At 72.3% G+C, this 18,671-nt stretch carries 20 protein-coding genes; 13 read left to right on the top strand and 7 right to left on the bottom strand.

Annotated features, from left to right (window positions below; all coding sequences use genetic code 11):
- The first annotated feature begins 123 nt into the window (after positions 1 to 123).
- From rpsA to ABTX62_RS15895, 4 genes are all read left to right on the top strand, one after another.
- The gene (rpsA, locus tag ABTX62_RS15910) at positions 124 to 1,623 is read left to right on the top strand and encodes a 30S ribosomal protein S1 (RefSeq protein WP_352116718.1); all 1,500 of its coding nucleotides are present in this window, start codon (positions 124 to 126) and stop codon (positions 1,621 to 1,623) included.
- A gap of 228 nt (positions 1,624 to 1,851) precedes the next feature.
- On the top strand, positions 1,852 to 2,790 hold the full coding sequence (locus ABTX62_RS15905) for a PAC2 family protein (protein ID WP_352116717.1): 939 nt from the start codon (positions 1,852 to 1,854) through the stop codon (positions 2,788 to 2,790).
- A 55-nt stretch (positions 2,791 to 2,845) separates the two neighbouring features.
- Positions 2,846 to 3,466, top strand: coding sequence for a dephospho-CoA kinase (gene coaE, locus ABTX62_RS15900; RefSeq protein ID WP_352116716.1), 621 nt, complete (start codon positions 2,846 to 2,848; stop codon positions 3,464 to 3,466).
- Between the two features lie 50 nt (positions 3,467 to 3,516).
- A complete protein-coding gene (locus tag ABTX62_RS15895; RefSeq protein WP_352116715.1) occupies positions 3,517 to 3,897 on the top strand; it encodes a tetratricopeptide repeat protein in 381 nt (126 codons plus the stop codon).
- 18 nt (positions 3,898 to 3,915) lie between these two features.
- On the opposite strand, the gene ABTX62_RS15890 is transcribed toward ABTX62_RS15895, so the two are convergent.
- Entirely contained in the window at positions 3,916 to 4,179 is a 264-nt protein-coding gene (locus ABTX62_RS15890) for a DUF6343 family protein (protein WP_352116714.1), read from the bottom strand.
- Between the two features lie 320 nt (positions 4,180 to 4,499).
- Between ABTX62_RS15890 and ABTX62_RS15885 the strand changes: the two genes are divergently transcribed.
- On the top strand, positions 4,500 to 4,964 hold the full coding sequence (locus ABTX62_RS15885) for a DoxX family protein (protein ID WP_352116713.1): 465 nt from the start codon (positions 4,500 to 4,502) through the stop codon (positions 4,962 to 4,964).
- Between the two features lie 76 nt (positions 4,965 to 5,040).
- On the opposite strand, the gene ABTX62_RS15880 is transcribed toward ABTX62_RS15885, so the two are convergent.
- Positions 5,041 to 5,625 (bottom strand): RNA-binding S4 domain-containing protein, encoded by a 585-nt coding sequence (locus ABTX62_RS15880; RefSeq protein WP_352116712.1) that lies wholly within the window; start codon positions 5,623 to 5,625, stop codon positions 5,041 to 5,043.
- 124 nt (positions 5,626 to 5,749) lie between these two features.
- On the opposite strand from ABTX62_RS15880, the gene ABTX62_RS15875 reads away from it, so the two are divergent.
- The 3 genes from ABTX62_RS15875 to ABTX62_RS15865 all read left to right on the top strand — a co-directional run bounded on the left by ABTX62_RS15875 (position 5,750) and on the right by ABTX62_RS15865 (position 7,472).
- On the top strand, positions 5,750 to 6,421 hold the full coding sequence (locus tag ABTX62_RS15875) for a helix-turn-helix domain-containing protein (protein ID WP_352116711.1): 672 nt from the start codon (positions 5,750 to 5,752) through the stop codon (positions 6,419 to 6,421).
- Positions 6,422 to 6,553: 132 nt separating this feature from the next.
- A complete protein-coding gene (locus ABTX62_RS15870; protein WP_352116710.1) occupies positions 6,554 to 6,682 on the top strand; it encodes a hypothetical protein in 129 nt (42 codons plus the stop codon).
- Between the two features lie 85 nt (positions 6,683 to 6,767).
- A complete protein-coding gene (locus ABTX62_RS15865; RefSeq protein WP_352116709.1) occupies positions 6,768 to 7,472 on the top strand; it encodes a uracil-DNA glycosylase in 705 nt (234 codons plus the stop codon).
- Here ABTX62_RS15865 and ABTX62_RS15860 read toward each other — a convergent pair.
- Positions 7,469 to 8,122 carry a GntR family transcriptional regulator gene (locus ABTX62_RS15860; protein WP_352116708.1) on the bottom strand — a complete coding sequence of 218 codons (654 nt, stop codon included), beginning with the start codon at positions 8,120 to 8,122 and terminating at the stop codon, positions 7,469 to 7,471. The two genes, ABTX62_RS15865 and ABTX62_RS15860, sit on opposite strands and share 4 nt — an antisense overlap.
- Positions 8,123 to 8,296: 174 nt before the next feature.
- Here ABTX62_RS15860 and ABTX62_RS15855 point away from each other — a divergent pair, with 174 nt between their 5' ends.
- Together ABTX62_RS15855 and ABTX62_RS15850 are read left to right on the top strand one after the other, a co-directional pair.
- Complete coding sequence (locus ABTX62_RS15855; protein WP_352116707.1) at positions 8,297 to 9,748, top strand: NCS1 family nucleobase:cation symporter-1; 1,452 nt, start codon at positions 8,297 to 8,299, stop codon at positions 9,746 to 9,748.
- Between the two features lie 5 nt (positions 9,749 to 9,753).
- Positions 9,754 to 10,476 carry an aspartate/glutamate racemase family protein gene (locus tag ABTX62_RS15850; protein WP_352116706.1) on the top strand — a complete coding sequence of 241 codons (723 nt, stop codon included), beginning with the start codon at positions 9,754 to 9,756 and terminating at the stop codon, positions 10,474 to 10,476.
- Here the strand turns inward: ABTX62_RS15850 and ABTX62_RS15845 are convergent.
- The gene (locus ABTX62_RS15845; RefSeq protein ID WP_352116705.1) at positions 10,422 to 10,865 is read right to left on the bottom strand and encodes a hypothetical protein; all 444 of its coding nucleotides are present in this window, start codon (positions 10,863 to 10,865) and stop codon (positions 10,422 to 10,424) included. The genes ABTX62_RS15850 and ABTX62_RS15845 overlap by 55 nt on opposite strands.
- A 218-nt stretch (positions 10,866 to 11,083) precedes the next feature.
- On the bottom strand, positions 11,084 to 11,497 hold the full coding sequence (locus tag ABTX62_RS15840; protein WP_352116704.1) for a RidA family protein: 414 nt from the start codon (positions 11,495 to 11,497) through the stop codon (positions 11,084 to 11,086).
- A gap of 151 nt (positions 11,498 to 11,648) precedes the next feature.
- Here ABTX62_RS15840 and ABTX62_RS15835 point away from each other — a divergent pair, with 151 nt between their 5' ends.
- Positions 11,649 to 12,425: a nucleotidyltransferase domain-containing protein gene (locus ABTX62_RS15835; RefSeq protein WP_352116777.1), complete on the top strand. Its 777-nt coding sequence runs from the start codon at positions 11,649 to 11,651 to the stop codon at positions 12,423 to 12,425.
- On the opposite strand, the gene ABTX62_RS15830 is transcribed toward ABTX62_RS15835, so the two are convergent.
- Positions 12,412 to 13,362 carry an expansin EXLX1 family cellulose-binding protein gene (locus ABTX62_RS15830; protein ID WP_352116703.1) on the bottom strand — a complete coding sequence of 317 codons (951 nt, stop codon included), beginning with the start codon at positions 13,360 to 13,362 and terminating at the stop codon, positions 12,412 to 12,414. The genes ABTX62_RS15835 and ABTX62_RS15830 overlap by 14 nt on opposite strands.
- A gap of 251 nt (positions 13,363 to 13,613) precedes the next feature.
- Between ABTX62_RS15830 and ABTX62_RS15825 the strand changes: the two genes are divergently transcribed.
- Both ABTX62_RS15825 and ABTX62_RS15815 read left to right on the top strand, forming a co-directional pair.
- The gene (locus ABTX62_RS15825) at positions 13,614 to 15,497 is read left to right on the top strand and encodes an FUSC family protein (RefSeq protein ID WP_352116702.1); all 1,884 of its coding nucleotides are present in this window, start codon (positions 13,614 to 13,616) and stop codon (positions 15,495 to 15,497) included.
- A gap of 917 nt (positions 15,498 to 16,414) precedes the next feature.
- Complete coding sequence (locus ABTX62_RS15815; protein WP_184912631.1) at positions 16,415 to 16,597, top strand: DUF8839 family protein; 183 nt, start codon at positions 16,415 to 16,417, stop codon at positions 16,595 to 16,597.
- A gap of 9 nt (positions 16,598 to 16,606) precedes the next feature.
- On the opposite strand, the gene ABTX62_RS15810 is transcribed toward ABTX62_RS15815, so the two are convergent.
- Positions 16,607 to 18,562, bottom strand: coding sequence for an ABC transporter ATP-binding protein (locus ABTX62_RS15810; RefSeq protein WP_352116701.1), 1,956 nt, complete (start codon positions 18,560 to 18,562; stop codon positions 16,607 to 16,609).
- Between the last annotated feature and the right edge of the window lie 109 nt (positions 18,563 to 18,671).

Genomic DNA, 18,671 nt, shown 5'->3' with positions numbered 1-18,671 from the left:
TTGTCGAGGCGCCACCGTTTTTTGCGTGGCGCTTCCTTGGCTGTCCGGCTTCTGCAGAGCGAAACGGGCTCCCGGCGTAGCAGTACCTACGACTTCAATGTCCGTACCGGAGCCCTTTCCCACATGACGAGCAGCACCGAGACCACCGCAACCACCCCGCAGGTAGCGGTCAACGACATCGGTAACGAGGAAGCCTTCCTCGCCGCGATCGACGAGACGATCAAGTACTTCAACGACGGCGACATCGTCGACGGCGTCATCGTGAAGGTCGACCGGGACGAGGTCCTGCTCGACATCGGTTACAAGACCGAAGGCGTGATCCCGAGCCGCGAACTCTCGATCAAGCACGACGTCGACCCCAACGAGGTCGTCGCCGTCGGTGACGAGATCGAGGCCCTTGTTCTCCAGAAGGAGGACAAGGAAGGCCGCCTGATCCTCTCGAAGAAGCGCGCCCAGTACGAGCGCGCCTGGGGCACCATCGAGAAGATCAAGGAAGAGGACGGGATCGTCACCGGTACCGTCATCGAGGTCGTCAAGGGTGGTCTCATCCTCGACATCGGCCTCCGTGGCTTCCTTCCGGCCTCCCTGGTCGAGATGCGCCGCGTCCGCGACCTCCAGCCCTACGTGGGCAAGGAGCTCGAGGCCAAGATCATCGAGCTGGACAAGAACCGCAACAACGTGGTCCTGTCCCGCCGTGCCTGGCTGGAGCAGACCCAGTCCGAGGTCCGCCAGACGTTCCTCACCACCCTCCAGAAGGGTCAGGTCCGTTCCGGCGTCGTCTCCTCGATCGTCAACTTCGGTGCCTTCGTGGACCTGGGTGGCGTCGACGGCCTGGTCCACGTCTCCGAGCTCTCCTGGAAGCACATCGACCACCCGTCCGAGGTTGTCGAGGTCGGCCAGGAAGTCACCGTCGAGGTCCTCGACGTCGACATGGACCGCGAGCGTGTCTCCCTGTCGCTGAAGGCGACGCAGGAAGACCCGTGGCAGCAGTTCGCCCGCACCCACCAGATCGGCCAGGTCGTGCCCGGCAAGGTCACGAAGCTGGTTCCGTTCGGTGCGTTCGTCCGCGTGGACGAGGGCATCGAGGGGCTGGTCCACATCTCCGAGCTGGCCGAGCGCCACGTGGAGATCCCGGAGCAGGTCGTCCAGGTCAACGACGAGATCTTCGTCAAGGTCATCGACATCGACCTCGAGCGCCGTCGCATCAGCCTCTCGCTGAAGCAGGCCAACGAGTCCTTCGGCTCGGACCCGGCCTCGGTCGAGTTCGACCCGACGCTCTACGGCATGGCCGCGTCGTACGACGACCAGGGCAACTACATCTACCCCGAGGGCTTCGACCCCGAGACCAACGACTGGCTCGAGGGCTACGAGACCCAGCGCGAGGCGTGGGAGACCCAGTACGCCGAGGCGCAGCAGCGCTTCGAGCAGCACCAGGCGCAGGTCATCAAGTCCCGCGAGGCGGACGAGAAGGCCGCTGCCGAGGGTGGCGAGGCTGCCGCTCCGGCCGCGTCCGGCGGTGGTGGCGGTTCGTACTCCTCCGAGGGCCCGGACAACTCCGGCGCGCTGGCCTCGGACGAGGCGCTGGCCGCGCTGCGCGAGAAGCTGGCCGGTGGGCAGAGCTGAACGCCCACTGAGCTGTAGCTCCTGACCGAGGGGCCGTACCTTTCGAGGTGCGGCCCCTCGGCGTTTTCCGGCCGTCGTTCGGCTGCGGGCCGTGGGGATTGGTCGCGCAGTTCTCCGCGCCCCTGACGGGGCGTTGCCCTCGCCGCCAAGATCATGAATCTCCTCCCGCGGGAATGCCCACACCCGCAACGGTGTTGTGGAGTGTGAACACGAGGAGGAGCGGTCACTGTGCTTGATCCGCAGGGTTTGTACGCATGGGAGCCGAAGGGCCTGGCCGTCGTCGACATGGCGCTCGCCCAGGAGTCGGCCGGACTGGTCATGCTCTACCACTTCGACGGATACATCGACGCGGGCGAGACGGGCGACCAGATCGTCGACCGGGTGCTCGACTCCCTGCCCCACCAGGTCGTCGCCCGCTTCGACCACGACCGGCTCGTGGACTACCGCGCCCGCCGCCCGCTGCTGACGTTCAAGCGCGACCGCTGGGCCGACTACGAGGACCCCGCCCTCGAGGTGCGGCTCGTGCAGGACGCCACCGGGGCGCCTTTCCTGCTGCTGTCCGGCCCCGAGCCGGACGTGGAGTGGGAGCGCTTCGCCGCCGCCGTGAAGCAGATCGTGGAGCGGCTCGGCGTCCGCCTCTCGGTCAACTTCCACGGCATCCCCATGGGCGTCCCGCACACCCGGCCCGTCGGCCTCACCCCGCACGGCAACCGCACCGACCTCGTGCCGGGCCACCCCAGCCCGTTCGAGGAGGCGCAGGTGCCCGGCAGCGCCGAGTCCCTCGTCGAGTACCGCCTGCTCCAGGCCGGGCACGACGTCCTGGGCGTCGCCGCCCATGTCCCGCACTACATCGCCCGCTCCCCGTATCCGGACGCGGCCCTGACGGTCCTGGAGGCCATCACGGGGGCGACCGGACTGGTGCTGCCCGGCATCGCCCACGCCTTGCGCTCAGACGCCCACCGCACCCAGACGGAGATCGACCGGCAGATCCGCGAGGGCGACGAGGACCTCACCGCGCTCATCGAGGGCCTGGAGCACCAGTACGACGCCGTCGCGGGCGCCGAGACCCGGGGCAACATGCTCGCCGAGCCGGTGGACATCCCGTCGGCGGACGAGATCGGCCAGGAGTTCGAGAAGTTCCTGGCGGAACGAGAAGGCGACACCTGATCACCGGAGCACCTGGGCGAGGCCCCTGTCAGAGGCAGGGCCTAAGCTGCGGGGCATGCTGAAGGTGGGCCTGACCGGTGGCATCGGTGCCGGCAAGAGTGAGGTGTCACGGCTGCTCGTGGAGTGCGGGGCCGTGCTGATCGACGCCGACCGCATCGCGCGGGAGGTCGTCGCGCCGGGGACGCCGGGGCTCGCCTCGGTCGTCGAGGCCTTCGGCGAGGAGATCCTCGCCGAAGACGGCAGCCTGGACCGGCCCCGCCTCGGCGCCATCGTCTTCGCCGACGCGCAGAAGCTCGCCACCCTCAACGCGATCGTCCATCCCCTGGTCGGCGCCCGCTCCCGCGAGCTCGAGGAGGCCGCCGCCGAGGACGCGGTCGTCGTCCACGACGTCCCGCTCCTCACCGAGACCGGTCTGGCGCCGCTCTACGACCTGGTGATCGTCGTCGACGCGGCCCCCGAGACCCAGCTCGACCGGCTGGTGCGGCTGCGTGGCATGACCGAGGAGGACGCCCGGGCGCGGATGGCCGCCCAGGCGACGCGCGAGCGGCGCAGGGAGATCGCCGACATCGTCATCGACAACGACGTCCCGCTCCGGGAGCTGGAGCGGCGCGTGACGGACGTGTGGGCCGAGCTGGTGCGCAGGTCGCGGGCGTCCCGGCCGTCTTCCGCGGAATAGCGGCACCCCCGGGGGGCGTTGAACCCGTGCAGTGAGGGAAGGACTGTGCCGTGCCCGAGACCAGCGGTTCGACCGGACGTACCCCGGAGACGCATGTCATCGACTTCCGTGCCGCCGAGCAACTCCTCGCGGCGCGGGACCCGCGGGGCGCGGTGAAGCTCCTCGACGGCGTCATCGCCACCCACCCCGAGAACACCGCGGCGCGGCTGCTGCGGGCGCGTGCCTTCTTCGCGGCGGCGCAGCTGAGGCCGGCGGAGCTCGAGTTCCAGATCGTCCTGGAGCGGGAGCCCGACAACGCCTTCGCACACTTCGCGCTCGCCCGTACGTATGAGCGCCAGGGCCGTCCCGACCAGGCGAAACGCCACTTCCGTCTGGCGGCCGCGCTGGACCCGAACCCTGAGTTCCTGAAGGCCGCGCGCTTCGACGCGTGACCGGCCGCCCCGCCCGCCTCAGGGGCGATCGTCCGGCGGCCGGTAGGGCGGGACGCCGGGGCCCGGCTGGTAGTGCGGGCCCTGACGGATGCGCCGCAGGACGACGGCCAGGTCGATCGTGACGATCGCCAGCAGTACACCGCAGGCGATGGCCCAGCCGGTCCGCCCGGTGATCACGAACGCCACCATCCCGAAGAGCGCCCAGAGCAGCCCCCACAGGCTCAGCCAGAAGCGCGCCCGCAGGGCACTGCGCGCGGTCCGCGGTTCACTGCCTGTACGCATCGTCGATCACCACTCCTGCTTGCAACGTACTCTTCGTGGCGAGGGTCCCCAAGGTCCACCAAAGCCCGCCCAGGTCCCCGGGGGAGCCGCGCACATCGCCGGCAACCCACCACACTGCCCGAGATCCTGCTCGACCACGCGGTGCCGCACGAGGCCATCGACGACCTCCACGGATCCGGGCGGTGTCGGCGGACTGGGTGGCGGCGTCGGCGGAAAAGGCGTTTCGGCCGAGGTCGCCCTGCGTCGGGCGATGAGTCCGGGCACGTGGGGCGGTCTACCCCTCCGACACCAGCACGGACCGCTTCCCGCAGGAGACCGCCATGTCCAAGGCCACCGCTTCCGTTCCCGTCGTCGGCTCCACCCCGGCTGGCGCCGTCATCGCCGAGTCCGCGACCGCTCGCGGGCGGCGTGCCCGGATCGCGCTGCGCACGCTGCAGGTGCTGCTCGCCCTCTTCTACGCGATTCCGAGCGCCCTGCCCAAGCTGATCGGGCACGTGTCGGCCGCCGAGTCCTTCGAGCGGCTCGGCTGGGGCAGCGCGGGGATGTACACCATCGGCGTGCTCGAACTGGCCGGAGCCATCGCCCTGTTGATGCCGGTGCTCCAGTCGGTGGCGGCGATGGCGCTGGGCGCGTTGATGGTGGGCGCGTTCATCGTGCAGACAGCCGTCTTCGACGGGCAGTACGCGGCGACGCCGCTCGTGCTGCTCGTGCCGCTCGCCCTCATCGCCTGGGCGAGGCGGGGGCACAACGGCGACCTGGTGCGACTGCTGAGGCGACAGGCCTGACCGCGTCTCGCGTGCGGCTGCGGCGGCGTCCGGGAGGCCGAGGGGCTCCTCCCGGGCGCCGTCGCGCCGCTCGGTGTCAGGGCTTCGGCCTGCCGAAGCCGGGGCCGGCGCCAGGACCTGGGACCGGGCCGGGTCCGCCCAGACCGCGGAGGCGTTCCAGCTCGCGGCGGTCCCGCTTCGTCGGGCGGCCCGCGCCGCGGTCGCGGATGCCGGCCGGGGCGACGGCCTCGCGGGGCGGGGGCGGCGGGGAGTTGTCGATGTAGCACTGGGCGGCCACGGGGGCCCCGACACGCTTGCGGATCAACCGTGTGACGACGACGACCCGCTCGTGCCCCTCGTGCCGTAGACGTACCTCGTCACCGACGCGGACGGCGTGTGCGGGCTTCACGCGCTCGCCGTTGACCCGGACGTGGCCGCCCCGGCAGGCGGTGGCTCCCATGGAGCGGGTCTTGACGAGGCGGACGGACCAGATCCAGCTGTCGACGCGCACGGTCGTGACGCCCTGCGGGCCCGCGGCCTCGGCAGCGGCGATCGCCGAGGCGACCTTGGGATCCAGGGACTTGGTGTCGCTGTCGCCGGTGCCACCTGCGGCCTCGGGGGACTCGGGGGCCGTCTCCCCGGACCCGTCCGTCCGCTCGTACTCCGCACCTTGAGAAGCCATGTCTCCGACCCTAGCTCTCCGGGGCGCCCTGCCGGGCGGAATATCGTCCTGCGAACCGATTCTGCCAAGCAAGTTTTGCAAAAACTCTTTTGGGAACTGTCCCGGGCGACCTACCCTTCCCGGCATGGACAGCGACGAGCACAAGCGCGTACTCGATCCCGAGCAGGACACCGCCGCCCTGAAGGCCCTCACCCACCCTCTGCGCATCCAGTTGCTCGGGCTGCTGCGGCAGGACGGGCCCGCCACGGCGAGTGAGCTGGCCGCCCGGACGGGGGAGTCGTCGGCGTCGGCCAGCTATCACCTGCGGGTGCTGGCGAAGTACGCGTTCATCACCGAGGCCGAGCACCGCGACGGCCGGGAGCGGCGCTGGCGGGCCGTACACACGGTGACCTCCTGGAGCAACGAGACGATGGAGTCCACCGCGGCGGGCCGGGCCTTCGTCAGCCTGGCGCGGCGCCGGCAGATCGAGCACCTGGAGAGGTCCCTGGCCCGGCACGAGGTGGACATGGCCGCCGGGCGGCTCGGCCAGGAATGGGTGGAGCCGTCCGGGATCAGCGACCTCATGCCCCGTCTGACGGCCGAGTCGCTCACCGAGCTCTTCGGCACCGTCGCCGCGAAGCTGGAGGAGCTGACGGCCCGGGACGCGGACGATCCGCGCGCCGAGCACGTCGTGTTCCTCGCCGCCGGACTGCCGCTCGCCGCGCACGGCCCGACCGGTCCGGGCCCCAGGGAGGCCGAGGTGACTGAGACCCCCGAGGCCGCCGAGAGCGGCGAGGCCGAGAACCCCGCGGCTTAGAACTGGGCGGCGGGCCCCAACGCGAACGACCTGCTGCACCGCAGGGTCGCCGGCGCGGGGCGTGCCACCGCCCTGTCCGTCCAGTCCCTCGCCCAGCAACCCGTCGGCGCCCTCACGGGCCTGGCCGTCGGCGTGCTGCGCCCGGGCCCGTTGCCCTGGCTGTTCACAGGTGCCGTGCTGCTGGTCGGGGCCCTGCTCTGGCTGCGCCGGAGCGACGCACCCCGGATCGACGAAGGGCCCGTGCGGGCCACCGCCGTCTGAGGCGGCGCGGCGGCATGTCCGGGGGCGCCCCCGGTGATCTCGCCCCGGTGCCGACTGTGCTCCCACCTGCGCCTACCGTGGAGTGATGGATGCGAGCGGCCTTCCCCTCCTCGACCGGCGGATCGCGGACTGCCGGGCCTGCCCGCGGCTGGTGTCCTGGCGCGAGGAAGTGGCCCGCGCCAAACGAGCCGCCTTCGCGGACTGGACGTACTGGGGCCGGCCGGTGCCCGGTTTCGGGCCCGCGGACGCCCGGCTGCTGATCGTGGGGCTCGCTCCCGCGGCCCACGGCGGCAACCGCACCGGCCGGATGTTCACCGGCGACCGCTCCGGGGACGTTCTCTTCGAGGCGCTGTACGACGTCGGTCTCGCCTCCCAGCCGACCGCCGTGCACGCCCAGGACGGTCTGGAACTGTACGGCGTGCGCGTCACCTCGCCCGTGCACTGTGCCCCGCCCGCCAACAAGCCCACCCCCGAGGAGCGGAACACCTGCCGTCCCTGGCTCGTGCGGGAACTGCGGTTGCTGCGGCCGACGCTGCGGGCCGTGGTCGTGCTCGGCGGCTTCGGCTGGCAGGCCGCGCTGCCCGCGTTCGCCGAGGCCGGCTGGCCCGTGCCCCGGCCGCGTCCGGTCTTCTCCCACGGCGCCCGGTACCACCTCGACGGCCTGGAGCTGTTCGGCTGCTTCCACGTCAGTCAGCGCAACACCTTCACCGGTCGGCTCACTCCCGCCATGCTGCGGGACGTCCTGCGGACGGCCGGGCGGGCGGCGGAGCTGCCGACCGAAGGCGGCTAGGGAGCCTCTTCCCCGAACAGGTGGCGGACCGTGGAACGATAGTTGGTCCGAACGTGCGTCAGTGCGTGCGCGCGGGCCCGGTCCGGGTCGCCCGAGGCGATGGCCTCGTACAACTCGCGGTGCTCCACGAGGAGCTGCGGCCACTCCTCGTTGCGCCGGGTCATCCAGCGCAGCCGGCCGGCGACCGGTTCCAGCGCCTCGGTCAGCAGGCTGTTGCCGGCCATGGCCACGATGCGGTCGTGCAGACGGCTGTTGACGTCGGTGATCATCTCGGCGTCCTCGGCCTCGGTGGCCGCGGCCGCACGGTCGATGAGCTCCCGGACGTCGGCCAGGTCCTCCCGCGTCGCGCGGGACGCGGCGAGTCCGGCGGCGTAGACCTCCAGGGCTTCCCGCAGTTCGAACAGTTCCTTGACGTCGTTCGGGGTGAGACGGCGTACCACCGTGCGGCGGGGTGTCTCGAAGCGGACGAAGCCCTCGGCCACCAGCGCCCGGATCGCCTCCCGCACCGGTACGCGCGAGACGCCGAAACGCTCCGCCAGTTCACGTTCCACCAGGCGGTCTCCGGGACGGAGGCTGCCCGCGATGATCTCCTGGCGCAGATCGGCCGTGACGCGCTCGCGCACCGCTCCGAGGGGTTCGATCTTCGTCATACAGCCCATCTTCGTCGACGGGAGGTGTCTTTTACCCAGGGTTAACAACAGGGACATCGGCCAGAGCGGTTGACGGCGAGACCCTGAGGCAGTTTGGTATACCAAACCCTCGTAGGGCGGTCCCTCACAGCCCTGCGGAGCAGCCCTCCGTCGTCCCCTTGCTCTGGAGGCCCCGTGTCCCTCGCCGACCGAGCCGCACCCACCGGCACACCCGCGTTCGTCCCGCACCCTCGGCTCACCAACGAAGACCTCGCACCCGCGGAGAAGCGCAACTGGAAGGTCTTCGACCTCTTCGCCATGTGGATGTCCGACGTCCACAACCTCGGCAACTACACCTTCGCCGCCGGGCTGCTCTTCCTGGGCATGAACGTCTGGCAGATCTTCACGTCCCTGCTCGTCGGCTTCGTGATCATCTACATCGGCATGAACTGGATGGGGAAGATCGGCCAGCGCCACGGCGTGCCCTTCCCTGTGGTCAGCCGAATCGCGTTCGGTATCTGGGGCGCCAACATCCCGGCGCTGATCAGAGCCGTGATCGCCATCATGTGGTACGGCATCCAGACCTACCTGGCCTCCGTCGCCGTCAACGTGATGCTGCTCGCGGCCTGGCCGGGCCTGGAGTCGTGGACGCACGACTCATTCCTGGGCCTGGACGCGCTCGGCTGGGTCTCCTTCGTCGCGCTGTGGCTGGTCCAGGCGGCGATCATCAGCCGGGGCATGGAATCGGTCCGGAAGTTCCAGGACTTCTGTGGCCCGGCCATCTGGCTCGTGATGATCGCGCTGGCCGTGTGGATCCTCGCCAAGGCGGGCTGGACGATCTCGCTCACCTCGACCCCGCACCCGGTCTCCGTCGGCGAGCAGTGGCGCCAGTGGTTCGGCGCGATCGGTCTGGTCCTCGCCACGTACGGCACGCTGATGCTGAACTTCTGCGACTTCTCCCGCTTCGCCCCCGACTACAAGTCCGTCAGGCGCGGCAACTTCTGGGGCCTGCCCATCAACTCCACGGCCTTCGTGATCGTGTCGGTCATCGTCACCGCGGGCGCCTTCGAGGTCTTCGGCAAGGAGATCACCGACCCGGCCTACCTCGTCGCCGAGATCGGCAACACCTGGGTACTGGTGGTGGGCGCGCTGACCTTCGCCATCGCCACCATGGGCGTCAACATCGTCGCCAACTTCGTCTCACCGGCGTACGACCTCGCCAACGTCTGGCCGCAGAAGATCACCTTCAAGGTCGGCGGCCTGATCAGCACGGTCGCGGCGCTGCTCGTCACACCCTGGAACCTCTTCTCCAGCCCGACCGTCGTCAACTACTTCCTCGGCGGCCTGGGCGCCTTCCTCGGACCGCTGTTCGGCGTGATCATGGTCGACTACTACTGGGTCAAGCGCGGCCGCGTGAACGTCGACGAACTGTTCGACGTCTCTCCCGGCGCCCGCTACCACTACCGCGGGGGCATCAACCCCAAGGCACTGTGGGCGTTCCTGCCGGCGGCCGCAGTCGCGGCGGTGCTCGCGCTGGTGAAGACCTTCGGCGATGTCGCCCCGTACTCCTGGTTCATCGGCACGGCACTCGCCGCCGGAATCTACGCCGCCCTGTGCCGTCTCGAGCGCGCCACCGCGGAGGTCTGAGAGACGTGCGGATCGTCGTCACCAACTGCAACACCACGCAGGAGATGACCGAGGAGATCGTGCGAGGTGCCCGGGCCGCCGCGAGCCCGGGCACCACCGTGACCGGACTGACCCCCGTCTGGGGGCCGGCGTCCGCGGAGGGCTGGCTCGACAGTCATCTGTCCGCCGCGGCCGTCCTGGACACGCTGCGGATCTACGACGGACCGCCGTACGACGCCGTGGTCATGGCCGGATTCGGCGAACACGGGCGGGAGGGCGTGCGGGAGCTGGTGGACGTGCCGGTCGTCGACATCACCGAGGCCGCGGCACATCTCGCCTGCCTGCTGGGCCGCCGCTACGGCGTCGTGACCACCCTCGAGCGCTCACGCGGCCAGATCGAGGACAGCCTGGAGACCGCGGGCGTGGCCCGCAACTGCGCGGCGGTCGTCGGGACGGGCCTGAACGTGCTCGACATCGGCGACGACGAGCGGACCGAGACGGCGTTCCTGGCCGCCGCCGAACGGGCCTGCGCGGCCGGGGCGGAGGTCCTGGTGCTGGGCTGCGCCGGTATGACCGGGCTGCAGCGGGTGGTCGGGGAGAAGCTGGGTCTGCCGGTCGTGGACGGGGTCGCCGCGGCGGTCAGACTGGCGGAGTCGCTGGTGGCGCTGGGACTGACCACGAGCCGGGTGGGAAGCTACGCCGCGCCGCTGCCGAAACGGAGGGTGTGGGGGAGGCCCGCGAAGCAGTGACTCCGCCGGACCGTCGAGGGGTCGTCACGGTGGGCCTCACAGAACCCGGCCTGCCGTGCCGTCACCTCCCGCATCGGCGTGCCCCGCGGGATGTCGTACATCGTGCCCAGGAAGTCCAGCGCCTCCCGGATCCACCACAGTTGGTCGTGCTCCCCGGGGTGCGAAGAGCCGTGCCCGGGGCGCGCCCGCCGCGGTCCAGCCGATGGGCAGGACGGTGCCGGGTGGAAGTACCGAGTTGACGTGCGGCACGCTGTGATCCGCAGCTCCGGACCGGCTCCCGTGACGGCCCCGGGGGAGACACAGGCGCCGGTGGCCAGGAAGACCTCGTCCTCCAGGGCCGCGCCGTCGACATGGGCGTGCGGGCCGACGAGCACCCCGTCACCGATCACGGCGGGGTGCGCCGACCGCCCCGCACCGGCGCGTTCTCCATGATCACGACGTACGACCGGAACCGCCCCTCCCCGTACTCCGCGGTGAGCACGGCCCCGTGCGGCACCCGGCCGTGCTCACCGAGGACGACCCCGCACAGGGCGGCCGTCGGGGCGGCGTACGCGGACTCGGGGACGACGGGACGCCGCCCGTGTGCTCGATCAGCAGGGGGCTCTCCTCAAGCGGACGACCCGTCGGGCACGACGGCGGTCGCCGTGATCTCCACCAGTTGTCCCGTGTACCCCAGACACGCCACGCCGATCAGCGTCGACGAGTGCGGACCCGCACTGAGGCCGGACGCCTCGACCACACTCCACACGGCGGACAGCACGGCCGGTTCACCGCTCACCACATACACCTCGGTCGCCACGACGTGCGCCAGATCGCTGCCGACGGCGGCCAGTTGCTCCCGCAGGTTGTCGATGACCTGCTCGGCCTGCCGCACCGGATCTCCGGGCCCGACGAGCGAGCCGTCGGGGCCCAGCGGTACGGACCCGGCGAGGAACGCCAGCCGCGTGCCGGCCTCCACCACGGACACATGGGAGTAGGCGGGCGGCGGGAAGAGGCTCGGCACGGTGACACGGCGGATCACGTGAGGTCTCCGATCTGCGGGCGGCGACAGGACAACCCACCGATCATGAGGGGCCCGGCACGCGCCCGCACCCGTATTCCGGTTCCCGGCGGCCGGGCCGTCCCCCTACGCTTCCCCCGGACCCACACCTGCCCAGGAGCCCCCCGTGCCCGTGCCCGTCCCCGACCGCACGTTCCTCGACACCACCGCCGACCGCCTCGCCGCTCTGCCCGCAGTGGAAGCCGTCACCCTCGGCGGCTCCCGGGCCCAGGGCACCGAACGGCCCGACAGCGACTGGGACCTGGCGGTCTACTACCGCGGTGCCTTCGACCCGGCCGATCTCCGCGCGGTCGGCTGGGAGGGCGAGGTCTGCGAGATCGGCGCCTGGGGCGGTGGCGTCTTCAACGGAGGCGCCTGGCTGACGATCGAGGGCCGCCGCGTGGACGTCCACTACCGCGATCTGGGCGTGGTCGCACACGAGGTGGCCGAGGCTGAGCAGGGCCGTTTCCGCGTCGAGCCGCTGATGTTCCACCTGGCGGGCATCCCGACGTACCTGCTCGTCGCCGAACTCGCCATCAACGAGGTGCTGCGCGGCGACCTGCCGCGTCCGGGCGCCTATCCGCCGGCACTGCGGGCGAGCGCCCCGGCGCGCTGGCACGGCATGGCCACGGCGACCCTCTCCTACGCCAAGGCCGGACACGCTCCCAAGGGCGCCGTCACACAAGTCGCGGGGGCGATCGCCCTGGCCGCGACACAGACGGCGCACGCCGTGCTGGCGGCGCGCGGAGCATGGGTCACCAACGACAAGGGGCTGCTGGCCCGGGCGGGGCTGGGGGAGGTGGACGCGGTCCTGCGCACCCTCACGGACGATCCGGCCGCACTCGCCCGGACCGTCACCGACGCCGAGGAACTCCTCGCCCGGGCCGTGACCGCCGTCACCGCCGGGTGAACTGGACGCGGGTCGGCTGGACGGCGTCCGGGCGCAGCGCGATGCCGTCGACGGTGAGCTGTTCGCCGTAGATGTCGGTGAGCCTGAGGGAGCCGCCGCAGCCGGTGCCGTCGGGGGAGAGGAAGTAGTTGTACTCGGTGCGCGTCAGCCGGCTCCAGCCGCTGCCGGTCCTGACCTCCAGCCGGGCCAGCGGGTTGCGGTGGCCGAGTGCCTGGATGCCGCACCAGTGGCTGCTGGAGCCGGTCTTGTAGCGGATCGAGAGTGTCTCTGACGTGCCGGGACTCAGCAGACTCCAGGTGACGGGTATCCGGCCCGCGGAGAGACCGGCGAGCTTCGCGAAGGCCTCCTTGCTGAGGTCGAGCTGGCCGGGGGCGCAGGGCAGCGGGCACTCGTTGGTGACGCGGACGGTGACGGAGGCGCCGCTCGCCGCGCGGACCAGGATGTACGCCCCGCACGCCCGGGACGTCTCGTAGTCGGTGTGGTTCATCGCCGCGACCATCAGGTCGGGGCTCGGGCCGTACAGACAGGCGCCGTCACCGTCCTTGGCGTCGTAGTGGGTGGCGACGCCGTTGTAGTCGGTCCCGGGCCTGATCCGGCCTGCCAGGGGCGTCGTGCCGGACGCCGGACGCGGGGCGGAGGACTTGGTGGCGGCGGGCGAGGGCCGCGCCGACGCGGTGGTCGGAGCGGGTGCCGGGGTGGAGGCCGAGGCGGACGGGGAGGCCGTCGAGTGCTTCGGCGCCGGAGACGTGGGCCCGTCGCTCGCCGGCGGGGCGCTCGGCCGGGTGCTGCCGGCCGCCGTCCGCACCGTCTCCGGTTCGCCGCCGGGGCGCAGGGCGATCACCAGGGACACGAGCAGCCCCACGGCTGCCACGGCGACGGCCCAGACGAGGGCCGTGCCCCGCTTGCGGAGGGGACGGCGGTGGGATGTGGATGCCACGGATCAGTCCTTCGGGTCCTTGCGTGGTTCGGGAGAACGCGCGCTCACGACTCACCAGTGGCCGCCGGGCCCGGAAAGGTTGCCGGGGCCGGCTCTTGATTGCGTACATAAAGAACGCCGGTTTCGAGCCGCCCGACACGTTCCGGAAACCTATCCTCCAGGAACCCCGCCTACCGTGGGCAGCCACACCCCGCCCCGGCCACCGTCGCCCGAAGGCTCACCCCTGCCCTCGTCGAGACGACAGGAGCCCCGTGTCCCGCCGCGTCACCCCGCACCTTCCGCCCTGGCTCGCGCACGCCCTGCGCGCTCAGCGGGGGCCCGTGCCCTGGAGCGCGGTGACGCGGGGTGCCCTGTCCGCCGGGCCCTTGCTGCTGCTGGCCGTCCGGACCGGCCTCGTCTCCCTCGGTGTCGTCGCCGCCGTCGCCGCCATGCTCGCCGGCATCAACGACCGGCCCGGGAGCCGGCGCGTCTCGGTCAAGCGGATCGGAGTACCCGCCCTGGGCGGTGCGGCAGGAGTCGTGATCGGGACGTACACCGGGCAGGGGACCGGGGCGGTCGTGCTCACCGTGGTGCTCACCGCCGTCGGGCTCGTCGCCGGGGGGATGAGCGCCGTCGGGCCCGTGGCGTCCGCCGTCGGGACACAACTGCTCGTCGGCGCCGCCATCGGCGCCGGGATGCCCCTGCCGGAGCCCGGGTGGGAGCGGGCGCTCGCCTACCTCGCCGGAGCGGGATGGCTGCTCGTGCTGCGGCTCGTCCTGCCCACGCCCGGCTCCCTGGCCGGTGACTTCCGCTTCGACGGGGAGCGGGAGGCCGTCGCCGGTGTCTACGAGGCCGTCGCCGAACTGCTCGACGCCGCCGGAGGGCCGGACGCCATCCGCCGCCGGGCCGCGCTGACCGCCGCCCTCGACCACGCCCAGGACGCCCTCGCCGGGCCCCGGCTGCGGAGGTACGCCTCCTCCTCCACCGAGCGGCGGCTGCACGCGCAGTACGCCGCCGCCCTGCCCCTCGCCGAGGCCGCCACCGCGCTCGCCTGGGCCGAGGAGACCGTCGCCGAGCGGGCCTCCGAAGGCCCCCGGCGGCTCGCCGCCGCCGTGCGCGGCAACACCCACACCGGGCCGCTGCCCGCCCCCTCCCGCGCGGCGCCCGCCCTGCGCGCCCTCGACGACGCCCTCCTGCACGCCGCAGAGGTGTTCGACCAGGGCGAGGGCGGCGATCTGCACACCCGGCCCCGCAGCGCCGGGGACCGGCTGCGCGCCGCCCTCGGCGGTGCCGGACGCGAGTACGGGCTGCGCGTCGCCCTCTGCTTCGGGGCCAGCGCGGCGGTCGCCCAGGCCCTGCACCGGAGCCAGTGGTACGGGCAGCACGAGCACTGGTACTGGCTGCCCGCCACGGCCGTGTTCCTCGTCAAGCCCGACCTGGGGCCGCTGGCCTCGCGGGTGCTGAACCGGGCCGCCGGGACCGTCCTCGGGGCGCTGCTCTTCGCCGGGTTCGCCGCCGTCCTGCCCCGCCCGGAAGGGCTCATCGCGCTCGTCGCCCTCAGCGGCGCGCTCATCCCCGTCGCCACCCGGCACTTCGCCGCCCAGACCGCCGTCGTCACCGTCCTCGTCCTCGCGCTCGTCATGGTCGGCGGCGAGCCCCAGGCCTCCGCCGGCCGGATCGGCGAGACGCTGCTGGCCTGCGCGATCGTGCTGATCGCCGGGCACCTGCCCATGCCCGGCCAGCGCGGCGGGGGAGTGCGGGCCCGGCTCAGCACGGCGAGCGAGGCCGCCTACGCCTACCTCACGCACGTTCTCGACGAGGCCGACGCCCCGCGCATCGGGACCTCGGGCACCCCGTCCGACCACCGCGCCACCCGCTGGACCCTGCGCCGTGAGGCCTATCGCACCCTCGCCGAGGCCCGATCGGCCATCTCCCTCGCCGCGCACGAACTCCCCGCACTCGCCCGGCACACCGAGGGCGCGGACGAGGTCGCCCGCCTCCTCGAACGCCTCGTCGACACCACGACCGCCTGTGCCGTGCACCTGGACGACACGGGTCGCATCGGGCCCCACCACAAGGAACGCCTCACGGCCGTCCTCGCCGAACTCGCCGGTCCGGGAGAACGGGTGGGACTACGGCCGCCCCTCGCCGGATAGCGCGACTGCCCGCGGGACCGCCCCCGGGCCGGGGGCCCCTCGGGCCGGAGTCCGCCACCCGGGCCGGGGTCCGCTTCCCCGCGCCGGCCCGGGGCCGCCCCACTGGCCGGTGGCCGCCCCCGGGCCGGAGTCCGCCTCACTGGCCGGTGGCCGCCCCCGGGCCCGGTCTGGGGTTCGCCACCCTGGCCGGGGTCCGTTTCCCGGGCTGGGGGCCGCCCCATTGGCCGGTGGCCGCCCCCGGGCCGGAGTCCGCCTCACTGGCCGGGGGCCGCACCCGGGCCGGAGTCTGCCCCGCTGGCCGGGGGCCGCACCCGGGCCCGGTCTGGGGTTCGCCGCACCCGGGCCGGGATCGCTCCGGCAGCGGTGACGTGCCAGCCGCCGACCCGTACCCACACCGGAGCATGGCGACGGCCGGATCACCACCGCGCTCGCACCCCACGCTGTCGCGGCGGTGGTGCGGGAGCTGGAGGAGCGGCTGTCCCCGCCCTCGTCGACCGGGGCCACGGCCGGCGCGTCCAGCACTACGACACCGACGGCACGCGAAGACATCGCGGGAAATCTCCCGGGCGGCGGTGAGTGCCGATCCTTCCGCCGGTCACCACCCTTCTGGATCAAATCGGGCATCTCCCGCCTCGCGGCTCGTGACACCTCACCGCGCTGGGTCGGCAGGATGGGTGCGAGGAGATCGAGGGGCGCGCGTCGGCCGGTGATGCGCCTGCGGGAAGTGAGCACAGCCGGTATCACGGCGAGTGCGACGACTGATACGGAAAGTGAACATATGCGCCAAGAGGCTGAGAGCTTGGTCACACTTGGCGGTGAACGCGTGTCAACTACGTCTCAGAACCGTCACTTCGCGAGCCGTTCACCCCATGGTTGGCGTTTAACTCTACGAGTACAGCGCAACATGGAGGTGCAGGGTGAACGGGCGAACGGTGCTCGAACGCTTTCCCGCCGGTGGGCCGCGTGGCTCCTGGCCTGCGGAGGAGTTCGCGCAGGCGCGGCGTCGGGAAGGCCTGCCCGCCGAGGTCGTCATGGACCTCGCCACGGACATGTTCCTGGTGATCGTGCGCAGCGGGGACGTGGCCGACGCCACCGCTTGACGTGTGCCCTCAGCCCGCCTTCGGCGCCGGCACCTTCGGGACCGGCGCGGGCGACGCGGCGAACTGCTCCGCCTGGAGCGCGTACAGCTCGGCGTAGAGCCCGCCCGTGGCCAGCAGCTCGTCCGGCGTCCCTGACTCCACGAGCCGGCCCTGGTCCAGGACGTGCACCAGATCCGCGTGCCGTACGGACGCCAGCCGGTGCGTGATCAGTACGACCGTCTGGCCGCTGTCGGCCAGGGCGCGGATCCGGTCGAAGACCTCCAGCTCGGCCCGGGCGTCCAGGGCCGCCGTGGGCTCGTCCACGATGAGGATGCGACCCTTGCGGTAGGCCGCCCGGGCGATGCCCAGCCGCTGCCACTGACCGCCCGACAGTTCGTGCCCGCCGCTGAAATTGCGGGCGAGCAGCGTGTCCAGTCCGCGCGGCAGGTCCGCGATCACGGCCTGTGCCCCGGCCTCGGCGACCGACGCGGCCAGCCGGTCCTCGCACACGGGCACCGAGGCACGCCCCAGGGCGACGTTCACCCGGGCCGTGAACGGCCAGCGCTTGAAGTCCTGCGCCACCATCGCGATCCGCTCGGCCAGCCGGTGCCGGTCGGCGGTCGCCGCGTCCACGTCGTCCCACAGGATCCGGCCCCGCTCCGGTGTGTAGAGCCCGGCCAGCAGCTTGACCAGGGTCGTCTTGCCGGAACCGTTCTCACCGACCAGCGCCACGATCCGGCCGAGCGGCAGGCTGAGCGTCACGTCGTCGAGCGCCGGCCGGGCCGAGTCGCCCGGGTAGCGGAACGTGACGTTCTCGAAGCGGATCTCGCGCGGATCCTCCGGCAGCGACGCGCCGCCCGCCGGAATCGCCCACTGGTCCGCCTCGGTGTACAGCCGATGCAGATCACCGACGAAGAGGGCCTCCTCGTGCAGCGCGTTGACCTCCACGACGAGCGTGTCCAGGCTCTGCGAGCCGGTCCGGATCGCGATCACGGCCGTACCCGCGACGGACAGGGCCATCGACCCCGTCAGCAGCAGCCCGCCCAGCGTCGCGTACGTCGCCACCGTCGCCAGGCCCGTCCACGCCGCCGCGATCAGGCCCGTGCGCGCCGCGAGCCCGGCGAGGCGCGCCTGCTCGGTCTCGGCCGTCTCCGACATCGCGCGGAAGTGCCGCAGCAGGAAGGAGCCCACCCCGTGCACCCTGATCTCGGGGGCCGCCTCGGGCTCGATCAGCAGATTGCCGAGCAGCCGGCCCGCGCGGGCATGTTGCACCCAGGCGTGGAAGGACTCGTAACGCCGCCGGGCGACGGTCAGCGCGCTCCAGGCACTCGGCAGGGTCATCGTGACCAGCAGCGGCAGCAGGGCCGGGTGCAGCACGGTCAGCACACCCGCCGCCGCGACCAGCGAGATCATCGCGTTGATCACGCGGGTGCCGTAGGAGATCATCCGGCGGGCGGAGGCGGCGCCGTACTGCGCGGTGTCCAGCAGTTTGTGGAAGGCGTGGTCCTCGATCGCGGCCAGCTCCACGGCCGCGGCCCGCTCCAGGTACCGCTCGGTCGCCACCCGCTCCACCTTGGGCTCCAGCCGACCGGTGGCGTAGGTGCTCGCGGCTCGCAGCAGCGCCGCGAGAAACATCACGACGGCCACCGTGACCAGGGCGGGGACGGCTCCGCGCAACCGGTCGTCGATCGGGCCGCCGCCCATCAGCCGGGCCAGCACGCTGTTCACCGCGAGCAGGCTCACCGCCTGCGCCACGCCCCGGCCCGCCTCGGCGGCCAGCACGGTCCGCGCGGCGCCCCGGTCGGCCTCTCGCGCGAGCCGCAGGCTGGACGCCAGCAGGGACGGCAGCCGGGTGATCATGGCACGGAAGTTCAGCTCCAGGAACGCGTCGGCGTGCTGGTTCCAGCCCATGTCGTAGCGCAGCGGCCCGCCGAAGAGCAGCCGCTCCGACTCGGACACCTCCGGCGCGGTCCGCTTCTTCCCCACCGTCGACCGACCTCCCCGCCTCGTGCCAGCCCGTGAGCGGCCCACTATCGCGGGGCGGGTCCGGGCCCGGGCAGGGCGCACCCCGGGGCGCCGGAAGCGCGCGGGCGCA

The sequence above is a fragment of the Streptomyces sp. NPDC096046 genome (assembly GCF_040303285.1).
Classification (GTDB): Bacteria; Actinomycetota; Actinomycetes; order Streptomycetales; family Streptomycetaceae; genus Streptomyces.
This window is presented reverse-complemented; position numbering and strand designations above follow the sequence as displayed.